Consider the following 21,468-nt stretch of genomic DNA (forward strand, 5'->3'; position numbering starts at 1 on the left):
AAGTGCTTAAAAAACAGTAAATTCGCAGCACAAAATTCTAAACAAACTATACCACATACGAAATCGTTTTTTTAAACAAAACGATATACATTTAGTATTAAGGTTTCAAGTTCATTATTTTCAATAGTATACAAGATACTTTTTCATAGTGAGATAGTTAATCACTGTTTTATTTTGTGATTTTAATAACTGAAATTTAATCAGTTATAAATAATATAGTTACAACACATAAAGTTATTCAACCACAGTTTGTATAGCTTTTTAAAATTGAAAGATTTCTATTTTATGAACACTTACAAAGACTACCTTAAAGAAATTGAAGCTCGTAAACTTCAAGGTCTACATCCAAAACCAATTGATGGTGCAGAATTATTAAACGAAATTATAGCACAAATAAAAGATGTAAACAACGAGCATCGTAAAGATTCTTTAAACTTTTTTATTTATAACACATTACCAGGTACTACAAGTGCAGCTGGAGTAAAAGCAAAGTTTTTAAAAGAAATAATACTTGGAGAAACTGTTGTAGAAGAAATTACACCTGCTTTTGCTTTTGAACAATTAGGCCATATGAAAGGTGGTCCATCTGTTGAAGTCTTATTAGATTTAGCTCTTGGAAATGATGCTGGTATTGCCGCTGAAGCTGCAAAAGTTTTGAAAACTCAAGTTTTCTTATACGAAGCAGATACAGAACGATTAGAAAAGGCATACAATGAAGGAGATGCTATTGCTAAAGAATTAATAGAAAGCTATGCTAAGGCAGAATTCTTTACTAAGTTGCCTGAGGTAGAAGAAGAAATTAAAGTAGTAACTTTTGTTGCTGGAGTAGGTGATATTTCTACGGATTTATTATCTCCAGGTGCAGATGCGCATTCAAGATCTGATCGTGAGTTACACGGACAGTCTATGTTTGAGCATAATAAAGAAATGCAACAAGAATTATTAGCATTAAAAAAACAACACCCTGATAAGCGAGTGATGTTAATTGCTGAGAAAGGAACAATGGGAGTTGGTTCTTCTCGTATGTCGGGTGTAAATAACGTGGCTTTATGGACAGGTATTCCTTCAAGTCCATATGTACCATTTATTAATATTGCTCCTGTAATTGCAGGTACTAATGGTATTGCACCAATTTTCTTAACAACTGTTGGAGTAACAGGAGGTATTGGAATCGATTTAAAAAATTGGGTTAAGCAAAAAGATGCTGATGGTAATACTATTGTTGATGAAGATGGTGATCCAATATTAAAAGAAGAGTATTCTGTAGCTACAGGAACTGTACTTACAATAAATACTAAAGAGAAAAAATTATATAAAGACGGAAAAGCTGTAAAAGATATTTCTACAGCATTAACACCTCCAAAAATGGAATTTATCAAAGCTGGTGGTTCTTATGCTGTTGTTTTTGGTAAAAAATTACAAACATTTGCTTGTAAGGTTTTAGGAATTGATGTTCCTCAAGTTTATGCACCTGCAAAAGAAGTATCTATTGAAGGTCAAGGTTTAACTGCAGTTGAGAAAATTTTTAATAGAAATGCAGTAGGTACTACTCCAGGTAAAACATTACACGCAGGTTCAAACGTAAGAGTTGAAGTAAACATTGTAGGATCTCAGGATACTACAGGATTAATGACTTCACAAGAATTAGAGATGATGGCTGCTACAGTTATTTCTCCTATTGTTGATGCAGGTTATCAGTCAGGATGTCACACAGCTTCTGTATGGGATGATAAGTCTAAAGCTAACATTCCACGTTTAATGAAATTCATGAACGACTTCGGATTAGTTACTGGACGTGATCCTAAAGGAAAATACCATCCAATGACCGATGTAATTCATAAAGTATTAAATGATCTTGCTGTTGATGATTGGGATGTAATTATAGGAGGAGATTCTCATACACGTATGGCAAAAGGTGTTGCTTTTGGAGCGGATTCAGGAACAGTTGCTCTAGCTTTAGCTACCGGTGAAGCTACTATGCCTATTCCAGAGTCTGTAAAAGTTACTTTTAAAGGTGAAATGAAGCCTTACATGGATTTCCGTGATGTAGTACATGCTACTCAAGAGCAAATGTTAGATCAGTTTGAAGGAGAAAACGTATTCCAAGGTAGAATAATTGAGGTACACATCGGAACGTTAACTTCAGATCAAGCCTTTACTTTTACAGATTGGACTGCTGAGATGAAAGCCAAAGCATCTATCTGTATTTCAGAAGATGATACTTTAATAGAATCATTAGAAATTTCTAGAGATCGTATTCAAATTATGATCGATAAGGGAATGGATAATCCAAAACAAGATCTTAAAGGATTAGTTGATAAAGCGAATAAACGTATCGCTGATATTAAATCAGGAAAAAAATCAGCGTTAAAACCTGATGCTGATGCAAAATATTATCAAGAAGTTATTATTGACCTAGATAAGATTGTTGAGCCAATGATCGCTGATCCAGATGTACACAACGAGGATGTATCTAAGCGTTATACTCACGATTGTATTAATCCATTATCTTATTATGGTGGAACTAAGAAAGTTGATTTAGGTTTTATTGGATCATGTATGATTCATAAAGGAGATATGCAAATTTTAGCTCAGATGTTAAAGAACATCGAAGCGCAACAAGGTAAAGTAGAGTTTAAAGCTCCTTTAGTAGTTGCACCTCCAACATATAATATTGTTGATGAGTTGAAAGAAGAAGGAGATTGGGAAATTTTACAAAAATACTCAGGTTTCGAATTTGATGATAGTGCTCCAAAAGGATTAGCACGTACAAAGTATGAGAATATGTTATACTTAGAGCGTCCTGGATGTAATTTATGTATGGGTAACCAAGAAAAAGCAGAACCAGGAGATACTGTTATGGCAACATCTACACGTTTATTCCAAGGTCGCGTGGTTAGAGACGCTGAAGGTAAAAAAGGAGAGTCATTATTATCTTCTACTCCAGTTGTAGTATTATCTACAATTTTAGGTAGAACTCCAACTTTAGAAGAGTATCAGGCTGCTGTTGAAGGCATTGTTTTAACTAAATTCAAACCATCCACAAAGCAATTAGTAATGTAATTAATACATTAGTTATAATTTAAAGCCCTAACAAACATTGTTTGTTAGGGCTTTTTTTATGTATTAATCAAAAAAGAATAATTAATAGAAAAAACTTATTTATACTCATTATATTTAAATAGTGAACATATTTTTATGCTATTTTTTTTTGGTAAATTCGTGAACAAACAAAAACTTACACTATATGGCTTTTGATATTGAAATGATTAAACAGGTTTACAGTAAAGTAGTAGAACGAGTAGATGCAGCTCGTGAAATTACAGGTAAACCTTTAACCTTAGCAGAGAAAATTTTATATACCCATCTTTGGGACGGAAAACCTACACAAGCGTACCAGCGAGGTAAAGATTATGTAGATTTTGCTCCAGATAGAGTAGCTTGTCAAGATGCAACAGCACAAATGGCTTTGTTACAGTTTATGCAAGCAGGGAAAACAAAAGTTGCTGTTCCTACTACGGTTCATTGTGATCACTTAATTCAAGCTAAAGAAGGAGCAAGTACAGATTTACAAAATGCATTAAACATCAGTAATGAGGTATTCAATTTTTTAGAATCTGTTTCTAATAAATATGGAATTGGTTTCTGGAAACCTGGAGCAGGTATTATTCACCAAGTAGTTTTAGAAAATTATGCATTCCCTGGCGGAATGATGATTGGTACAGATTCTCATACTGTAAATGCTGGAGGATTAGGAATGGTTGCAATTGGTGTTGGTGGAGCAGATGCTGTAGATGTTATGGCAGGAATGCCGTGGGAATTAAAATTTCCTAAATTAATTGGAGTTAAATTAACAGGTACTTTATCTGGTTGGACGGCACCAAAAGATGTAATTTTAAAAGTAGCTGAAATTCTAACAGTAAAAGGTGGAACTGGAGCTATTGTAGAATATTTTGGACCTGGAGCTACATCAATGTCATGTACAGGTAAAGGAACTATTTGTAATATGGGTGCAGAAATTGGAGCAACCACTTCTACATTTGGTTATGATGAATCAATGGAACGTTATTTACGTGCAACAGATCGTTCCGACGTTGCTGATGAGGCTAATAAAATTAAAGAATACTTAACTGCTGATGCAGAAGTATATGCTAATCCTGAACAATATTTTGACCAAGTAATCGAAATTAATTTATCGGAGTTACAACCATTATTAAACGGACCTTTTACTCCAGATTTATCTACTCCAGCTGGACCAGAAATGACTGAAAAAGCAAACGCTAATGATTGGCCTTTAAAAGTAGAATGGGGATTAATAGGTTCATGTACAAACTCTTCTTATGAAGATTTATCCCGTGCTGCATCAATTGCACAACAAGCAATAGATAAAGGATTAAAAACAAAAGCAGAGTTTGGAATTAATCCAGGATCTGAACAAGTTAGATATACAGCGGATAGAGATGGTATTTTAGAAGTTTTTGAAAAATTAGATGCTACAATTTTTACGAATGCATGTGGTCCATGTATCGGTCAATGGGCTCGTTATAAAGATCCAAAAAATGCACCAAAAAATAGTATCGTCCACTCGTTTAACAGAAACTTTGCGAAAAGAGCCGATGGTAATCCAAACACACATGCTTTTGTAGCTTCTCCAGAAATGGTAGCTGCGATTGCTATTGCTGGGCGATTAGACTTTAATCCGATTACTGATAAATTAATTAATGAAAACGGAGAAGAAGTAATGTTAGATGAACCAACTGGTTGGGAATTACCGCCAAAAGGTTTTGAAGTTAAAGAAAATGGATACTTAGCACCAGTTGAAGATGGAAGTGGTGTTGAAGTAGTTGTAGATCCAAATTCAGAACGCTTAGAATTATTAACTCCTTTTGAGCCAATTGGTGATGAAATTAAAGGAGCTAAACTTCTAATTAAAGCACATGGAAAATGTACTACAGATCATATTTCAATGGCAGGTCCTTGGTTACGTTATCGTGGTCATTTAGATAATATTTCTAATAATTGTTTAATAGGAGCTGTTAATGCATTTAATATGCAAACTAACTTTGTGAAAAGTCAGTTGACAGGTGAATATGATGCAGTACCAAAAACGCAAAGAGCATACAAAGCAAAAGGAATTCCTACTATTGTAGTTGGAGATCACAACTACGGAGAAGGGTCTTCACGTGAGCATGCTGCTATGGAACCTCGCCACTTAGGGGTTGTTGCTGTTTTAGTAAAATCTTTTGCACGTATTCATGAAACAAACCTTAAAAAACAAGGAATGTTAGGCTTAACATTTGATAATGAAAGTGATTATGATTTAATTCAAGAAGATGATACTTTTAACTTTTTAGATTTAGATCAATTTGCACCAAATAAACAATTAACTATAGAAGTTGTTCATGCTGATGGTTCAAAAAATGTTATAAAAGCTAATCATACCTATAATGCCGGACAAATAGAATGGTATAAAGAAGGTTCAGCATTAAATTTAATTAAAAAACAAAACGCTTAATAGTACGTTTTAAAATTATACAATGTTAAAAACTCCAGAAGAAATTCTGGAGTTTTTTTGTAATGATTAATATCTTTTCAAGACTTTATAAAAAAACACCCTAAAACTATGAGCGCATTATGGTATTTCGAAGATGTTAATTTGTTTAAAATACTATGTCCACATAAATATCCTGCTTACAAAAAAACGCATGATATAGATATGTATAAAAAGAGTGATTATATTTATTTTGAACAAGATGCAGCAAATAAAATTTATTTAATAGATAAAGGAAAGGTTAAAATAGGTTATTATACTGAGAATGGTGATGAAGTAATAAAAGCTATTTTGACTAAAGGAGAAATTTTTGGTGAAAAAGCTATTTTAGGAGAACAAACCAGAAATGAATTTGCACAATCTATAGATAACACAACAAGTATATGTCCAGTTTCTATTGATACTATGTTGTCTTTAATGAGAGATAATGTTTCTGTAAGCTTTAAAATATACAAGTTTATAGGTTTACGAATTAAACGATTGGAAAGAAGACTTCAATTACTATTATTTAAAGATACCCGTACTCGTTTGGTAGAGTTCTTAAACGAATTATGTGAAGATTATGGATATGAATGCGAAAAAGGAAATCATATAATAAAACATCCTTATACACAAAAAGACATTGCTTCATTAATTTGAACTTCTCGTCCTACTTTAAATTCTTTATTAAATGAATTAAAACAAGAAAACATCATAGATTTTAATAGAAATGAAATTGTTTTATTAAAAAAAATAGCATAAGTGTAAGCTAGCTGACATTTTATTGTGTTTTCCTAAAATAACTTTGCGGTATAATATTAATAATAATTACAATGAAAAAAGTTCTTTTAGGTGTTTTAACCATGGCAAGTATAGTTTTTTCATCATGTAGTGATGATGAAAATACAAGTGTATCACAAGAAAATTTAAATCTTTCAATTTCAGGGTTAGAAGATTTAGGTCCAGATTATGTTTATGAAGGTTGGATTATGGTAGATGGTTCTCCTGTAACCACAGGAACTTTTACAGTAGATGCTTCAGGAAATTTATCTCAAACATCTTTTCCTGTATATGCAGATCAATTAGCATTGGCAACAGCATTTGTATTATCAATTGAGCCAGCTGTTGATCCAGATCCAGCACCAGCAGCCACAAAATTATTAGCAGGAAACTTTTCAGGAAATTCAGCTACTGTTTCATCATCAAATTTAGTTGGTGATTACAATGACGCTTCAGGTAAATATATTTTAGCTACGCCAACAGATATGGATGATACCAATGAAGCAAGTGGCGTTTGGTTTTTAGATAACTCGGGAGCTTCTCCAGTAGCAGGTTTATCTTTACCTACATTACCTGATGGATGGAAATATGAAGGGTGGGTAGTTTTAAACGGTACACCTGTAAGTACTGGAACTTTTACCAGTGTATCAGCTGCAGATGATAATGCTGCAACATCACCATATAAAGGAGATACTAACAACGGACCAGCTTATCCGGGAGAAGATTATGTAATGGGAAGTGCAGCAGGAATATCATTTCCTTTAGATTTGAGAGGAAATGCAACAGTAGTAATTTCTGTAGAGCCTTATCCAGACAATAGTGCAGCTCCATTTACATTAAAACCTTTAGCAGGATCAGTTCCAATGAATGCGGAAGTTCATACCGTACAAGATTTAAGCGCAGGTCCAGTATTAGCAATTTCTGGTTCAGTATTAAGATAATTTAATTGTCTTCTATTTATTTGAAATGTAAGCACAGCATTATTGCTGTGCTTTTTTTATTTTTACACTATGGAAATGTTTTTAAAATCAATTAGCGCATCACCATTATTTGTGGTAGATGCATCTATACCTTTAGCAGAGTATATAGCAATAAATATTAATAGTAGTAATAAAGATTTAGAAAGCTTTGATATTGCCTCTTCAAAGGCATGGGAAGATTATTTAAGTTATTATTTAAAAGGTAAAAATAAGAAAATAGCATATGGAGGTTATTTAGAAGTTAGAGATATTTACAAAAGAAGTTCCTATTTTAACGCTACAGAAGATGAAAGAAATATACATTTGGGTATGGACTTTTGGGTGGATGCAAATACTCCTATTTTAGCGGTCTTAGATGGAGAAATTCATAGTTTTCAAAACAATAAAAATTTTGGAGATTATGGTCCAACAATTATTTTAAAGCACACTATTAATGATACTGAATTTTATTCATTGTATGGACATTTATCTTTAGAGTCACTAAAAAATCTTTCAGAAGGTCAAAAAATAAAAAAAGGTGAAGTTATTGGATATCTTGGCACGAATTTGGTAAATGGTGATTATGCACCGCATTTACATTTTCAAATAATAAAAGATATGCAAGGCAAAAAAGGAGATTATCCTGGTGTTTGTTCAAAAAAAGATTTAGATTTTTATAAAGAAAATTGTCCAGATCCAAATTTACTATTAAAATTACCAAATGAAATATAGACAATTAACTAAAGAACAGTTTGAAAGTTTACATGAAGAGTTTGCTCGTTTTTTAGCTTCACAAAGTATTGATGTTAAAGAATGGAATCAAATAAAAAAAGAAAAACCTCATGTAGCTGAAGAAGAAATGAATGTTTTTAGCGATGTTGTTTGGGATGATGTATTAAGTAAAGTAAATTATTTAGAACATTTTTCATCAAACACAGTTAATTTATTCAAATGTGAAAGCGATACAATAAACAGATTAGTGATAAAAGTACCAAGTAACATTAATTTAATGGAACAAAATGGATATGAATGGTTATTAAAAAATCCTAATAATGATTCTATAGAATATTTAACAGGAGAAAAGCCATATACTAATGAACGTAATTTAGAGATCTTTGACCTTATAGAAAAGGGTAGTAGTATATCAAAAGGTGAATTATTCACTTTTTTTCAAAAAATTTTAACTTAATTATTAACAATTTCTGTAATTCCAAAAGTTTTTATATATTTTTGGTGTAAATAATCCTCTTGAAAATGAAAAAAATATTAGTAACATTATTTATTGGTTTATCATCTTTAGTAATTAATGCGCAAGAAGACGTTGAAACAATATTGACTTCAGGTAAATGGTTTGTAGAATCTGTTCAAGAAAAAGGGCAGCAACCAGAAATGTCTGCTGATAAAAACGATGAATGGATCGTTTATCACAAAGACGGTAAAGCTGAAGAAAATGTTTTTGGAGATGTTTCTTCTTCTTCATGGTCTTATGACAATACTAAAAAGTTAATTAAAGTAACTGGAGCTCAAACAATTTTTTATAAAATTATTGAAGTAACTTCAGAAAAGTTAATTGTTGAACTAATAGAAGATATGAATAGCTCAGACAATGTAATGGTTACTTATGTTAAGTAAGCATTGTTAGCAGTTTGTCTGTACCTAAACTAGCAACGTCTTTAATAATTGTTAAATTATTAAAGGCGTTTTTATTTACCATAGGTTTAGGATCTATAAAATAAATTGGTGTATTTGGAGATGTATAATTAATTAAACTAGCCGCAGGATAAACTTGCATTGATGTACCAATAATTACCAAAATATCTGCTTTTTCAACTACTTTAATGGCATTTTCTAACGCGGGAACATTTTCTCCAAACCATACAATATGCGGTCTTAATTGTGCTTTGTCTTCAGCAATATCTCCTATATTAATGTCCTTTTCCCAATGATATATAAGTGAATCATCAGCTGTACTTCTAGCTTTAAATAATTCACCATGTAAATGAATAATGTTAGAAGATCCCGCTTTTTCGTGTAAATTATCTACATTTTGAGTAACAATATTTACATTATAGTACAGCTCTAGTTTTTTTAGATTGATATGAGCTTTATTAGGAGAAACCTCATGTAACTGTCTCCTTCGTTGATTGTAAAAATCTAAAACCAATTTAGGGTTGTTTTTAAAACCTATTGGTGAGGCAACCTCCATAATATCATGTCCTTCCCATAATCCATTAGCATCTCTAAAGGTATTTATTCCGCTCTCGGCACTTATTCCAGCACCAGTTAAAACCACTAAATTTTTCATGTCTATAAAATTAATATTTTTTATATGTTTGTGATATGATTGATGCTGAATTATTAGAATTTTTAGAAGGATATGTTACAGATAATAGAAAAGAACTGTTTCATAAAGTTTTAGAGCAAAGAACAAGACATTTTACTGTAGTTCTAGAAGACACTTATCAACCGCACAATACTAGTGCAGTTGTAAGAAGTTGTGATATTTTTGGAGTACAAGATATTTATACAATTGAACAAAAATTTATTAGTAAAGTATCGAAACATGTGGCTAGAGGAAGTCAAAAATGGTTAACATTTCATCGTAAAAAATCTGATGGAGAAACTACTGAAGATTGTTTTAAAGAGTTAAAAGATAAAGGATATCAAATAATTGGAACAACACCGCACACAGATTCTTGTATTTTACCTGATTTTGATATTTCTAAAAAAACAGCGTTTGTATTTGGAGCAGAGAAGGAAGGAATTTCAGACTATGTAAAAGAAAATGCTGATGGTTTTTTAAAAGTACCAATGGTTGGATTTACAGAAAGTTTAAATATTTCTGTTGCTGTTGCTATTATTTTACAAGATGTAACTACCAGATTAAGAAAATCTGACATTGATTGGAAATTATCTACAGTGGAAAAGCAAGAATTATATGCTGAATGGATTCAGAAAACACTTAAAAATTTAGATAAACTAACGGAGTATTATCATAAACAACTTAAGAAGTAAGTATTTTATACACTAGCTCTTTCGTCAATGTTTCGCCATTGGCGATTTTTTTTAAGTTTTCAAAAGCAAAAACAAAATCACAACCAGATTTAAATTCTGAGCAACCGTAAGCTGATTTCCCCTTTAAAACAGTTCCTTTTTTACATTTTGGACAAGCTAAAGTATCTGGAATTTCTTTTTTTACTTTAGTTTTTTTCTCTTCAAGTTTAAGGTTAAAATTATCATCAAAACGTATCAAACCTTCTACTTTATCATTATGCTGTTTAAAACTTTTTAAATTGGTTGTATAACCTTTTTCAAGTAAACGAATTAATTGATTTTCAGATATTTTTTTATCTAAATATGAAAAAGGAAGTGTAAAATTGCAACCATTTTTATAATTAGAGCAACCATAAGCACTGTTTCCTTGTAGTAAATTACCTTTTTTACATTTTGGACATTCTTTACCTACAACAGTTTTTTTAGAGGTTTTTTTCTTCTTTTTGTTGGTTGATGAAATTTGTTGTTTTTCTTTTTCTGCAGATAAACGTATTGTTTTTTGGCTTGATCTTACCTCATAAACAAGTTGATCAACCATTTTTTTCATTTGATTAATAAAAGTTGAAGCATGATATTCTCCACGTTCAATTTCTTTTAATCTTTTTTCCCACAAACCTGTTAATTCTGCAGATTTTAATAATTCATTATCTATCAAATCAATTAAATCTATACCGGTTTGTGTAGGAATAATTAATTTTTTTTGACGTTCAATATATTTTCTTTTAAATAACGTTTCTATAATACTTGCACGTGTTGAAGGTCTACCAATACCATTTTCTTTCATTAATTCACGCATTTCATCATCATCAACCTGCTTACCAGCAGTTTCCATAGCACGAAGTAGTGAAGCCTCTGTATAATTTCGAGGTGGTTTTGTTTCTTTTTCTAAAAAACTGGGCTCATGTGGACCTTTTTCTCCTTTTGTAAAGGTAGGTAATACATTTTGCTCTTTACTTTTTTTAGTTTCGTCGTTATTTTCAAAAACAACTCGCCATCCTTTGGTTAGTATTTCCTTACCTGTAGTTTTAAAAGATACATTATCTGCTTTACCAATTACAGCGGTGTTGGAAATATCACTGTCTGGATAAAATACAGCAATAAAACGTCTTACAATGATATCATAAACTTGTTGTTGATTGTACTGTAAATTAGTTTGAATTCCGGTAGGAATTATAGCATGATGATCTGTTACTTTTTTATCATTAAAAACCTTTGTTGATTTTCTAATTTTCTTACCTAATAAAGGTTGAGTTAAACTTGCGTAATTTGTTAACTTTTGAAGTATACCAGGAACTTTTGGATAAATATCATTTGGTAAAAATGTAGTATCAACTCTAGGATATGTTATTACTTTCATTTCATACAATTTCTGAACAATTTTTAATGTTTCATCTGCTGAAAAACCAAATTTGTTGTTACAATATACTTGTAAGCCAGTTAAATCAAATAATTTAGGGGCGTATTCTTTTCCTTTTTTCTTAGTAACAGATACTATTTCAAAATCGCTTTCTTTTACTTTATCTGCAAAAGCTTGGCCTTCATCTTTCTTTAAAAAACGCCCTTCTTCACAATTAAATATGGTATTTCTGTAGGTAGTTTGTAGTTCCCAATATGGTTGAGGGGTAAAGTTTTTTATTTCTTTATATCTATCTACTAACATAGCTAGCGTAGGTGTTTGAACTCTACCTATAGATAAAACTTGTTTATAGCCTCCAAACTTTACGGTATATAATCTGGTAGCATTTAAACCTAATAACCAGTCACCAATAGCACGAGAATAGCCTGCGTAGTATAAATTGTTATACTTTTCATCATCATACAAATTATCAAAACCTTCTTTTATAGCTTCTTCTGTAAGTGATGAAATCCATAATCGTTGAACTTTACCATGATAACCAGCTTGATTTATAACCCAACGTTGAATTAGTTCTCCTTCTTGACCAGCATCACCGCAGTTAATAACAACATCTGCTTTTTCAAATAAACTTTTAACTATTGAAAACTGTTTCTGAATTCCAGAGTCTTTTACAACCTTAGTCCCAAATCTTTCAGGAAGCATTGGTAAATTGTTTAAGTCCCAACTTTTCCAATGGGGTTTGTAATCTTTAGGTTCTAATAAAGTACATAAATGGCCAAATGTATACGTAACCGCGTAACCATTACCTTCAAAGTATCCATCTCTTTTGGTGTTGGCTCCTAGTATATTAGCAATTTCTCTTGCTACACTTGGTTTTTCGGCTATACAAACTTTCATTCACAATAATTAGGAGGCCGAAAATACTAAAATTCTTATTTTTTAAGAAGAATGTGTATAATATTTAAGAAACAAAATTTCTTAAATCAATAGTTTCACCATCAATAAGTTGGTTGGTTGTTTGAAGTTTATAAATAGTTTCAGCAACAAAACCTGGAGAGAATAATTTATTAGTATCTTTTAAATCGATAAACTTTTGAACACTTTTAAAATTACTTTGATCAGTATTTCTAATTTGATTTTGCATATTAGTATCTACAACACCAGGTCTTATTCCATAGCATTTAACACCGTTTAATACATGTTTTTGTTCTTCTGAAATACTTTTCGTTAACATATCTAAGGCTGCTTTGGTAGAGCAATATACACTCCAACCAGCGTATGCACTCAGTGCTGCTCCTGAAGATATGTTTATTATTTCTTTAGGAATATTTAAGTTTTGTAGTGTATTAATAAATATACTTGATAGAATTAGCGGAGTAGTGGTATTTAATTGTATGGAAAGATTAATATCTTCTGAAGATAAATTTTCTAAATTAGATATTTCTCCTAATCTTCCTGCATTATTAATTAATGTAATTGATGAAATAGATTCTTTTTTAACTTCATCTAATAACATTTTTAAAGTTTGTGTTGCTTGTTTATAATCAGATAAATCTGAACTAATTTGAGTAATGTTTTGAGAATCAATTATAGACCTTGAGATGCTAAAAACTCTATAATTATTTACAGAATAGTATTCAGCAATTGCTTTTCCTATCCCTTTACTACCACCAGTTATAATTAAAATATTACTCATTCATTAAGTCGTTATATAATTTGTAAGTATCCTCAGTAGTTTTATCAATATGATAAACTGTTGATATCCTCTCTTTAGCATTATGTCCCATTTTAATTCTTAAAGAATCATCATTGGTTAATTTTGAAATTGCTTCACCAACCTTTTTAGCATTTTTTAGCGGAACTATAATTCCAGAATTCTTATCAATTAATTCTGTACAACCTCCTGCATTTGTCATAACAATTGGCTTCCCAACACTCATAGCTTCACTAATGGCTCTCCCAAAACCTTCACTTAACGATGTTTGAACATATATGTCGGCCCCAGCAAGCAAGGATGGAACATCATCTCTTTTTCCTAAAACATGTATGTTTTTTGATATTTTACTAGAATTAATATATTTTTTTAAAGAATCATCTTCGGTATTACTACCAATAAGAATAAAATGTACTTCTTTTTGTGTATCAAGATAATTAGTAGCTTCTAAAAAGTATCGAGTTCCTTTTATTTTCCTGTGATTGCTAACAGAACAGACTACTATACTATTTTTAGATATTCCTAATTTTGAATAGTCAAAAGGAACAACATTACTGAACCAATCTGGGTTGTAACCTTTAAAAATTCGAGCTGCTTTTTTCTTATTTGTAAAAAATAATTGTTTTTTAACATGCTCATAAACATAATCGCTATTACCAATTATTTTATTAACTCTTGGGTGTAAGTATGTTAAATATGATGATGGATCATACCAATGCAAGCTAATAGAACCAAAATAAGTTACAACTTTAACATTAGGTAATTTTTTAAGAGCTATAAGTCCACTTCTGCTAAAATTTCCACTAACAAAATGAACGATTTCAACATTGTTATTCGCAACATAAGTACCAAACTTATTAATAAAGTTATAATCGATTTTTTTTAAAGGAAACATTTCTATATATGAAATATTATTTTTTTTAAAATAATCAATTACTTCTGGAGCAAACTTTCCCATTACCGTAATGTTTACACCTTTACTTTTTAATCCTTTGGTTAAAGCTAATTGAGCTATTTGAGAAGAAAAAGAAAATCTAGCATTTATAACAAATAGTACATTCATAAAGATTACTTAAAGTATTTTTTTGATTCATTCCAATAAACATCCATTTCAGATAAAGACATTTCTGAGAGGTTTTTACCTTCTTGTTTTGCTTTTTCTTCTAAATATTGAAAACGATTAATAAATTTTTTATTAGTTTTCTCTAATGCATTTTCTGGATTTACCTTAATAAAGCGTGCATAATTAATCATAGAAAATAAAACATCACCAAACTCTTTTTCAATGTTTTCCTGATTACCGTTTTCTATTTCAGTATTTAGCTCTTCAAGTTCTTCTTGTACTTTTTTCCAAACCTGTGAAGGTTTTTCCCAATCAAATCCAACACCAGCTACTTTATCTTGTATTCTATTTGCTTTCACCAAAGCAGGTAAGCTTTTAGGTACTCCTTGAAGTACTGAAGTGTTACCTTCTTTAAGTTTCAGCTTTTCCCAATTTTGTTTTACTTCTTCTTCACTTGTAACAGATATGTCTCCGTATATGTGAGGGTGTCTGTCAATTAGTTTGTCCGAAATAGCATTAGCTACATCAGCAATGTCAAAGGCTTTTTGTTCGCTAGCAATTTTAGAATAAAAAACGATGTGCAAAAGCACATCGCCTAATTCTTTTTTTAACTCGATTAAATCATTATCTAAAATAGCATCTCCTAACTCATACACCTCTTCGATTGTTAAATGTCTAAGGCTTTCAATGGTTTGTTTTTTATCCCATGGACATTTCTCACGTAAATCATCCATGATATCTAACAAACGGTTAAAAGCTGCTAACTGTTCTTTTCGAGTATTCAAAATTTATTCTTCTTCTGAGTTAGTCTCTTCTTTTAGTGATGTAGCAAAATCAAATTCAGCCTTAACTAAAATATTGTACCACTGAATTACTTTTTTAATGTTAGAGGTGTATACTCTTTCATCGTCATAATCAGGTAAAACTTCACTAAAGTAAGAAGTTAATGTGTTTGCACTTTCTTTGTGTGATATAGCTTCTTTACCATCTTCCTTATCAGCAATATTTTTAAATACCTGTGCTAAAGGTATTTCTTCACTATACGTATAAATTGCTATGTTTTCTAACAAACTAACATTATGTGTAGCAGTAATAGGCATTCTCTTACCATCTAGTAATGATTTTACAATTACACCTGTTTTTGTTTGTGATAAAATTTCGAATAATCCTGGCTTTCCAGAAACTGATATTATTTTACTAAAATCCATATATTACTTTTTTAAATTAGGAAAACGCATTCTATAATCTGCTCTTATTTTTCCTTTTGATATATTTTCTAACTTCTTTTTAATAAGTCTTTTCTTTAATGAAGATAATTTATCTGTAAATAACACACCCTCTATATGATCATATTCATGTTGAAAAACCCTTGCAGCTAAACCTGTTAAGGTTTCTGTATATGTGTTAAAATCTTCGTCTTGATATTCAAAGGTTACTTTTTCATGGCGATAAACATCTTCACGTACATTAGGAATACTTAAGCATCCTTCATTGAAAGGCCATTCTTCACCTTCTTCTTCAATAATTTTAGCATTTATAAATACTTTATTGAAGTTTTTTAAAGCTTCTCTGTCTGCTTCGTCTAAATCTTCATCTTCAGCAAAAGGAGAGGCATCGATAATAAATAAACGAATATCTTTTCCAATTTGAGGAGCAGCTAAACCAACACCAGATGCATTGTACATGGTTTCTTTCATGTTAGCAATTAACTCTTTTAAATTAGGATAATCGGCATTTATTTCTTTTCCAACTTTTCTTAAAACTGGGTCACCATAGGCAACAATAGGTAAAATCATAAAGATTATATTTTTAATGCATGCAAAAGTACAAAATTAGCATAAACTGTAAGAATACAAGTTATTTTATCTGTATAAGTATGATTGTAGGATAATAGTAGCACTAATTTCATCAACTAAAGCTTTGTTTTGACGTTGTTTACGTTTTAAACCACTATCAATCATTGTTTGAAATGCCATTTTAGATGTAAAACGTTCATCGACTCTTTCAATAGGAATAGTAGGAATTGCTTTGGAAAGTTTTTCTAAAAAAGGTTTAATTAAAATTTCGCTTTCACTATCGGTATTATCCATTTGTTTAGGTTTTCCTACAACAAAAAGTTCAACATTTTCTTTAGATGTGTAATCTTTTAAAAATTTAATAACTTCAGGGGTATTAATAGTTGTTAAACCAGATGCAATAATTTGTAATTCATCAGTAACAGCAAGTCCTGTTCTTTTTTGTCCAAAGTCTATCGCTAAAATTCGTGCCATGTATTTGTTTACTATTTTACAAAAGTAGTTTTTATGTTTTTTAATGAACTAATTTTATGAGAAAACTCTTTTTGTATATATTTTTGTCAAAATTAAACATATAAAATGACAGAGTTACGTTCAATTATAGAAAATGCTTGGGATAACCGAGATCTTTTAAAAGAAGAAAATACCATTTCTGCAATTAGAGAGGTTGTAGATTTATTAGATGCTGGTCAACTTAGAGTAGCAGAACCTACAGATAATGGTTGGCAAGTAAATGAATGGGTGAAAAAAGCAGTTGTATTGTATTTTCCTATTCAAAAAATGGAAACCTTAGAAGCAGGTATTTTTGAATATCATGATAAAATTCCTTTAAAAAGAAACTATCAAGAAAAAGGAATTCGTGTAGTACCTAATGCAGTAGCTCGTCATGGTGCGTATATTTCTGCAGGAACAATTTTAATGCCTAGTTATGTAAATATTGGGGCTTATGTTGATGAAGGTACAATGGTTGATACATGGGCAACTGTTGGATCTTGTGCACAAATTGGAAAAAATGTACATTTATCTGGTGGAGTAGGAATTGGTGGTGTTTTAGAACCATTACAAGCGGCTCCAGTAATTATTGAAGATAATGCTTTTATAGGTTCTCGATGTATTGTAGTAGAAGGAGTTAGAGTAGAAAAAGAAGCCGTTTTAGGAGCAAATGTTGTATTAACTGCCTCTACTAAAATTATTGACGTAACCGGAGATGAACCTATTGAAATGAAAGGGGTTGTTCCTGCTCGTTCAGTTGTTATTCCTGGAAGTTATAAAAAAGATTTTCCATCTGGAAGTTATAACGTACCTTGCGCCTTGATTATAGGCAAAAGAAAAGAAAGCACAGATAAAAAAACATCTTTAAATGATGCTTTGCGTGAAAACGAAGTTGCCGTTTAATAGATTAAATCATGCGTATTTGTATTACCAGAACTGTAAAACATGCTTACTCAGAAACTTTTATTAGAGACCAAATTAATGGCCTTTCTAAACTAGCTGACGTACACACGGTTCATAGTGGACGATTTCCAGAAAAAAGTGAAAATGGAGAATTATTAAGTCCAAAGTTATATTGGTTAATACACAAGTTAATTAAAACGTTTACAGGTAGAAATAACTATTTTAGTAATTACGGAGTAAAAAGGTTTTTAAAATCTAATAAAATAGATGTAGTAATATCTAATTATGGTACTTCTGCTTCTCATATGGTGCCTGTTTGTAAGGCATTAAACATACCATTAATTCCCATTTTTCATGGGCATGATGCAACTGATAAGAAATATTTATCAAAGTATAAAACTAAGTACACTAAATTGTTTGAGTACGCAGCGTTTATAATTGTTGTTTCAGAAGAGATGAAAAATGGGATTATTAGTTTAGGAGCTAATCCTAATAAAATAAAAGTAATTCCTTGTGGTGTAAACCCAGAAAAATTTCAGCCTGGAAATGAAGTTAAAAAAGATAAAAATTTTTTAGCGGTTGGACGACTCACACCAAAGAAAGGGCCTTTATACACAATTAAAGCTTTTAATAAGTTATTGCAAGTACATCCTGATGCCACATTAACAATTGTTGGAAAAAAAGATGGTTTATATGAAGAATGTTTGAACTTAATTGAAACTTTAAATATTCAAAAATCCGTTATTTTTACAGGCATTTTAAATCAAGATGAAATAGCTGAATTAATGAGATCTTCATTAGCATTTGTTCAACATTCTGTAACGGCACCAAATGGTGATATGGAAGGAACTCCAGTTAGTATTATGGAAGCTGGTGCCAGTGGTTTAGCTATTATAAGTACTTTACATGGAGGGATAAAAGACGCTGTTATTCATTCGGAATCTGGATATTTGGTTCAAGAAAGAGATAGCGAAGCTATGGGAGATTATATGATTGAAATTTGTAATTCTCCTGATTTATCTCTAAAGTTTGGAAAAAAAGGTAGAGAGCATATTCTTGAAAATTATAATCAAGAAAAGCAGATTTCAAAAATTTATAATTTAGCAGTCAATGCAAAAAAAAAAATGAGTTAGTTTTTAAACTAACTCATTTTCATAAGATTTATGAATTCATTAAGATGTTCTTTACTTTCTTTATGTATTTCATAAATTTTATCATATAAACTTTCTTTCAGGTTTTTATAATTTGATATAAAATCTTCAAATTTAGATAAAGCAATTGAAATGTCTTCGTTGAAGTCAGCTGAATAAGAATTATACCCTAAATATTCATAACATTCTTTTCCTTTAACTTCATAACTGATATTAAAAGCAGGAGTACCATTTATTAATGATAAAATACACATATGAAGTCTTGTTCCAATCACAAAACAGTATTTTGTATTAAGCTTTTTAACTAAATCAAAATATGAATTAAACTCACTGTCAATATGAATACTTTCTTGATAGTTTTTATTGCTTTTAATAATTTTTTGTTTGATTATTTCCGCTGTAATAGAATCATCAACATAGCCCTTAACACCTTGACAAGTAGATATAAATTCAATATCATATCCTTTTTCTAATACTTTTTCACAATAATTTTGAATTAGATTGTGGTAGTGCTCCATGTTTCTATTATCATGTTTCCATGATCTAACAGAAACAGCAACTAATTTAGAGTTAGGATCAGCTTTAGACTTTTTTGGTTCTAATAAAAAGGCAGCATCTTTAGTTTGTAAAATTGATGAGCTACAATTAATAGACGAAATACATTCTTTAGAATAATTATCTCTTACCAATATTAAATCTATAAATTTGCTATACTTCTCTAATAAAGAAATATCTCTTTCGTTTAATGGTCCAATTGATTGGGAGTAAACAGCTGTTTTTTTATGACTTTTTTTTGCTTCTACAAGTGGTAGTAAACTTTTTTTAAGGCCATAGTAAGAGTTTAAATACCCACCCGGACTACTAATATAAACATCAAATTTTTTATACTTTTTGTTTATTAAATAATTAATTTTTAGAAATATTTTTTTGATAAAAGTTGCCCCTGTAATTAAGTTATAGTCTAATAACTCACGAACTAATGGTAAATCTGGGTATTTTTCTTTTAGAAATTCATAATGAAATGTAGCGATAGATACTTCAAAACCTTTCTTTTCTAAGGCCGTGTATAACGCATATACTAGTGCCATGTCACCATTGTTAACAGCATGCCCTTTTGTTAATAGAACTTTTGTTTTTTTAGGCATATTTTATTTTTTAATTCCAAAGTTTGTCCAAACTTTATTTTCTTTTTTTGTAGTAGCTCTTATGGCAAGGTTTTTATCAATTGATTCTTGATTTTTATAACCTCTAGGATGATCTAAGTGAACAACAATAGCACTATATCTTATTTGTTTTGATTTTATTCCTAAATTAAAAAGTCTTTCTCCTAACTCTCTATCTTGCCCTCCATATTGCATTCTTTCATCAAAACCATTAATTTTTATAATATCTTCTTTCCAACCAGATGCATTATGACCATTCCAAGTAGGCTTTGTTGGGGTTAAAAGATTTAATAATTTTTCTTTAGTGCCAGATGCCGATAATTTATTGTTTTTAAAAGATCTTTTTAAACCATTTTTTGTAAGCCAATTTACATTAAAACACTTTTGTTTTTCAATGTCTTCTTTGCTTATAAGTTTAGATATATTCATTGGTAACATGAAATACCCACCTGATAAGAAAAACCCTTTTTCTTTGTGCTTATTATGAATAGCTACAAAGTCTTTTCTAGGAATACAATCACCATCAGACATTATAATATAATCTGCATTACATTTAACAATCGCTTTATTAAGAATTTCTGATTTTTGAAATCCATTGTCTTCATGCCAAACATGTACAATATCATATTTTGCTTCATTCCTGTAATTATCAATTAATTCTTTGGTGTTGTTTTTAGAACCATCGTCAGCAATTACAATTTCAAAGTTTAAAAGAGTTTGTTGATTATAACCCCAAAGAACTTTTTGAAGCCATTCTTCAGAATTGTAAGTGCTTATAATTATTGATATTTCAGGTTTATTATGCATAATAGTTGTAATAAACCACAAAATTAATTGATTTTAACTATTCTATTAGCTTACTTTTGTACAAAATTTACAATTTTAATTAGTTTACAGTTATTATTAATTGATAACAGGATAATTATTAAGCGTTTATTACAGTTTTTATGAAAGATGAAATTCATAATTCTTTATCTGCTTTAGAGTCTGGTAAAGTTATATTATACCCTACAGATACTGTTTGGGGTTTAGGATGTGATGCTACTAATGAAGAAGCTGTTAATACTATTTTTAAACTTAAAAATAGAGTAGCTTCTAAAAGTTTGATAGTTATGGTATCTTCAATTGAAATGTTACAAGAGTACATTCCTTTTATATCAGAAAAAGCTTTAGAAATATTAAAATCATCTCAAAACCCAACAACAATTATTTACAATAATCCAATAGGTTTAGCTAAAAATACAATAGCAGAAGATAATACTGTTGCTATAAGAATACCTGATAATGAGTTTTGTATTCAATTAATTAAAGACTTTAATAGACCTATTGTATCAACATCAGCTAATATTAGTGGAGAACCTACGCCTATGTCTTTTTCAGAAATAAGCAAACGAGTTTTGGATAGCGTAGATTATGTGGTAAATTTGCAACAAGATAAAGTGTCAACAAAGTCATCTACTATTTTAAAAATTGAAGGAGAAGATATTGTTGTGATTCGAGAGTAAT

The 21,468-nt window shown here is 30.3% G+C and carries 21 protein-coding genes; 11 read left to right on the plus strand and 10 right to left on the minus strand.

Annotated elements, in window-relative coordinates:
* Positions 1 to 285: 285 nt before the first annotated feature.
* The 7 genes from ACFQ1U_RS00805 (at position 286) to ACFQ1U_RS00835 (ending at position 8,901) form a co-directional block, all read left to right on the plus strand.
* Entirely contained in the window at positions 286 to 3,063 is a 2,778-nt protein-coding gene (locus ACFQ1U_RS00805; protein WP_386104308.1) for a bifunctional aconitate hydratase 2/2-methylisocitrate dehydratase, read from the plus strand.
* A 184-nt stretch (positions 3,064 to 3,247) separates the two neighbouring features.
* The gene (locus ACFQ1U_RS00810; protein WP_386104310.1) at positions 3,248 to 5,515 is read left to right on the plus strand and encodes an aconitate hydratase; all 2,268 of its coding nucleotides are present in this window, start codon (positions 3,248 to 3,250) and stop codon (positions 5,513 to 5,515) included.
* A 108-nt stretch (positions 5,516 to 5,623) separates the two neighbouring features.
* Positions 5,624 to 6,190 carry a Crp/Fnr family transcriptional regulator gene (locus ACFQ1U_RS00815; protein ID WP_386104312.1) on the plus strand — a complete coding sequence of 189 codons (567 nt, stop codon included), beginning with the start codon at positions 5,624 to 5,626 and terminating at the stop codon, positions 6,188 to 6,190.
* Between the two features lie 173 nt (positions 6,191 to 6,363).
* Complete coding sequence (locus ACFQ1U_RS00820; RefSeq protein ID WP_386104314.1) at positions 6,364 to 7,251, plus strand: hypothetical protein; 888 nt, start codon at positions 6,364 to 6,366, stop codon at positions 7,249 to 7,251.
* A 69-nt stretch (positions 7,252 to 7,320) separates the two neighbouring features.
* Positions 7,321 to 8,001: a peptidoglycan DD-metalloendopeptidase family protein gene (locus ACFQ1U_RS00825; protein WP_386104316.1), complete on the plus strand. Its 681-nt coding sequence runs from the start codon at positions 7,321 to 7,323 to the stop codon at positions 7,999 to 8,001.
* A complete protein-coding gene (locus tag ACFQ1U_RS00830) occupies positions 7,991 to 8,458 on the plus strand; it encodes a DUF6495 family protein (protein ID WP_386104318.1) in 468 nt (155 codons plus the stop codon). The genes ACFQ1U_RS00825 and ACFQ1U_RS00830 overlap by 11 nt, the downstream gene beginning before the upstream one ends.
* Positions 8,459 to 8,523: 65 nt before the next feature.
* Positions 8,524 to 8,901 (plus strand): hypothetical protein, encoded by a 378-nt coding sequence (locus ACFQ1U_RS00835; protein WP_386104320.1) that lies wholly within the window; start codon positions 8,524 to 8,526, stop codon positions 8,899 to 8,901.
* Here ACFQ1U_RS00835 and ACFQ1U_RS00840 read toward each other — a convergent pair.
* Positions 8,894 to 9,574 (minus strand): Sir2 family NAD-dependent protein deacetylase, encoded by a 681-nt coding sequence (locus ACFQ1U_RS00840; RefSeq protein WP_386104322.1) that lies wholly within the window; start codon positions 9,572 to 9,574, stop codon positions 8,894 to 8,896. The two genes, ACFQ1U_RS00835 and ACFQ1U_RS00840, sit on opposite strands and share 8 nt — an antisense overlap.
* A 35-nt stretch (positions 9,575 to 9,609) precedes the next feature.
* On the opposite strand from ACFQ1U_RS00840, the gene ACFQ1U_RS00845 reads away from it, so the two are divergent.
* A complete protein-coding gene (locus tag ACFQ1U_RS00845; protein WP_386104324.1) occupies positions 9,610 to 10,284 on the plus strand; it encodes a TrmH family RNA methyltransferase in 675 nt (224 codons plus the stop codon).
* Here the strand turns inward: ACFQ1U_RS00845 and ACFQ1U_RS00850 are convergent.
* The 7 genes from ACFQ1U_RS00850 to ruvX form a co-directional block, all read right to left on the minus strand.
* Positions 10,274 to 12,577, minus strand: coding sequence for a DNA topoisomerase 3 (locus tag ACFQ1U_RS00850; RefSeq protein WP_386104326.1), 2,304 nt, complete (start codon positions 12,575 to 12,577; stop codon positions 10,274 to 10,276). The genes ACFQ1U_RS00845 and ACFQ1U_RS00850 overlap by 11 nt on opposite strands.
* Before the next feature lie 64 nt (positions 12,578 to 12,641).
* On the minus strand, positions 12,642 to 13,376 hold the full coding sequence (locus ACFQ1U_RS00855) for an SDR family NAD(P)-dependent oxidoreductase (RefSeq protein WP_386104328.1): 735 nt from the start codon (positions 13,374 to 13,376) through the stop codon (positions 12,642 to 12,644).
* Positions 13,369 to 14,457, minus strand: coding sequence for a glycosyltransferase family 4 protein (locus ACFQ1U_RS00860; RefSeq protein ID WP_386104330.1), 1,089 nt, complete (start codon positions 14,455 to 14,457; stop codon positions 13,369 to 13,371). Before ACFQ1U_RS00860 ends, ACFQ1U_RS00855 begins: the two co-directional genes overlap by 8 nt.
* Before the next feature lie 5 nt (positions 14,458 to 14,462).
* Entirely contained in the window at positions 14,463 to 15,242 is a 780-nt protein-coding gene (gene mazG / locus ACFQ1U_RS00865; RefSeq protein ID WP_386104332.1) for a nucleoside triphosphate pyrophosphohydrolase, read from the minus strand.
* 3 nt (positions 15,243 to 15,245) lie between these two features.
* Positions 15,246 to 15,665 (minus strand): DUF5606 family protein, encoded by a 420-nt coding sequence (locus ACFQ1U_RS00870; RefSeq protein WP_386104334.1) that lies wholly within the window; start codon positions 15,663 to 15,665, stop codon positions 15,246 to 15,248.
* Between the two features lie 3 nt (positions 15,666 to 15,668).
* The gene (def, locus tag ACFQ1U_RS00875) at positions 15,669 to 16,253 is read right to left on the minus strand and encodes a peptide deformylase (RefSeq protein ID WP_386104336.1); all 585 of its coding nucleotides are present in this window, start codon (positions 16,251 to 16,253) and stop codon (positions 15,669 to 15,671) included.
* Between the two features lie 66 nt (positions 16,254 to 16,319).
* On the minus strand, positions 16,320 to 16,727 hold the full coding sequence (gene ruvX, locus ACFQ1U_RS00880; RefSeq protein ID WP_386104338.1) for a Holliday junction resolvase RuvX: 408 nt from the start codon (positions 16,725 to 16,727) through the stop codon (positions 16,320 to 16,322).
* A 105-nt stretch (positions 16,728 to 16,832) separates the two neighbouring features.
* On the opposite strand from ruvX, the gene ACFQ1U_RS00885 reads away from it, so the two are divergent.
* Positions 16,833 to 17,648, plus strand: a complete 816-nt coding sequence (locus ACFQ1U_RS00885) for a 2,3,4,5-tetrahydropyridine-2,6-dicarboxylate N-succinyltransferase (RefSeq protein WP_386104340.1) — start codon at positions 16,833 to 16,835, stop codon at positions 17,646 to 17,648.
* Between the two features lie 11 nt (positions 17,649 to 17,659).
* Positions 17,660 to 18,781, plus strand: coding sequence for a glycosyltransferase family 4 protein (locus tag ACFQ1U_RS00890; RefSeq protein WP_386104342.1), 1,122 nt, complete (start codon positions 17,660 to 17,662; stop codon positions 18,779 to 18,781).
* Positions 18,782 to 18,789: 8 nt separating this feature from the next.
* Here ACFQ1U_RS00890 and ACFQ1U_RS00895 read toward each other — a convergent pair whose 3' ends face one another.
* Together ACFQ1U_RS00895 and ACFQ1U_RS00900 are read right to left on the minus strand one after the other, a co-directional pair.
* Complete coding sequence (locus tag ACFQ1U_RS00895; RefSeq protein ID WP_386104344.1) at positions 18,790 to 19,944, minus strand: polysaccharide pyruvyl transferase family protein; 1,155 nt, start codon at positions 19,942 to 19,944, stop codon at positions 18,790 to 18,792.
* Positions 19,945 to 19,947: 3 nt separating this feature from the next.
* Positions 19,948 to 20,769 carry a glycosyltransferase family 2 protein gene (locus ACFQ1U_RS00900; protein ID WP_386104346.1) on the minus strand — a complete coding sequence of 274 codons (822 nt, stop codon included), beginning with the start codon at positions 20,767 to 20,769 and terminating at the stop codon, positions 19,948 to 19,950.
* Positions 20,770 to 20,909: 140 nt separating this feature from the next.
* On the opposite strand from ACFQ1U_RS00900, the gene ACFQ1U_RS00905 reads away from it, so the two are divergent.
* On the plus strand, positions 20,910 to 21,467 hold the full coding sequence (locus ACFQ1U_RS00905; RefSeq protein ID WP_386104348.1) for an L-threonylcarbamoyladenylate synthase: 558 nt from the start codon (positions 20,910 to 20,912) through the stop codon (positions 21,465 to 21,467).
* The last annotated feature ends 1 nt before the right edge of the window (position 21,468 follow it).

Source organism: Tenacibaculum geojense, assembly GCF_042676005.1.
Taxonomy (GTDB): Bacteria; Bacteroidota; Bacteroidia; order Flavobacteriales; family Flavobacteriaceae; genus Polaribacter; species Polaribacter geojense.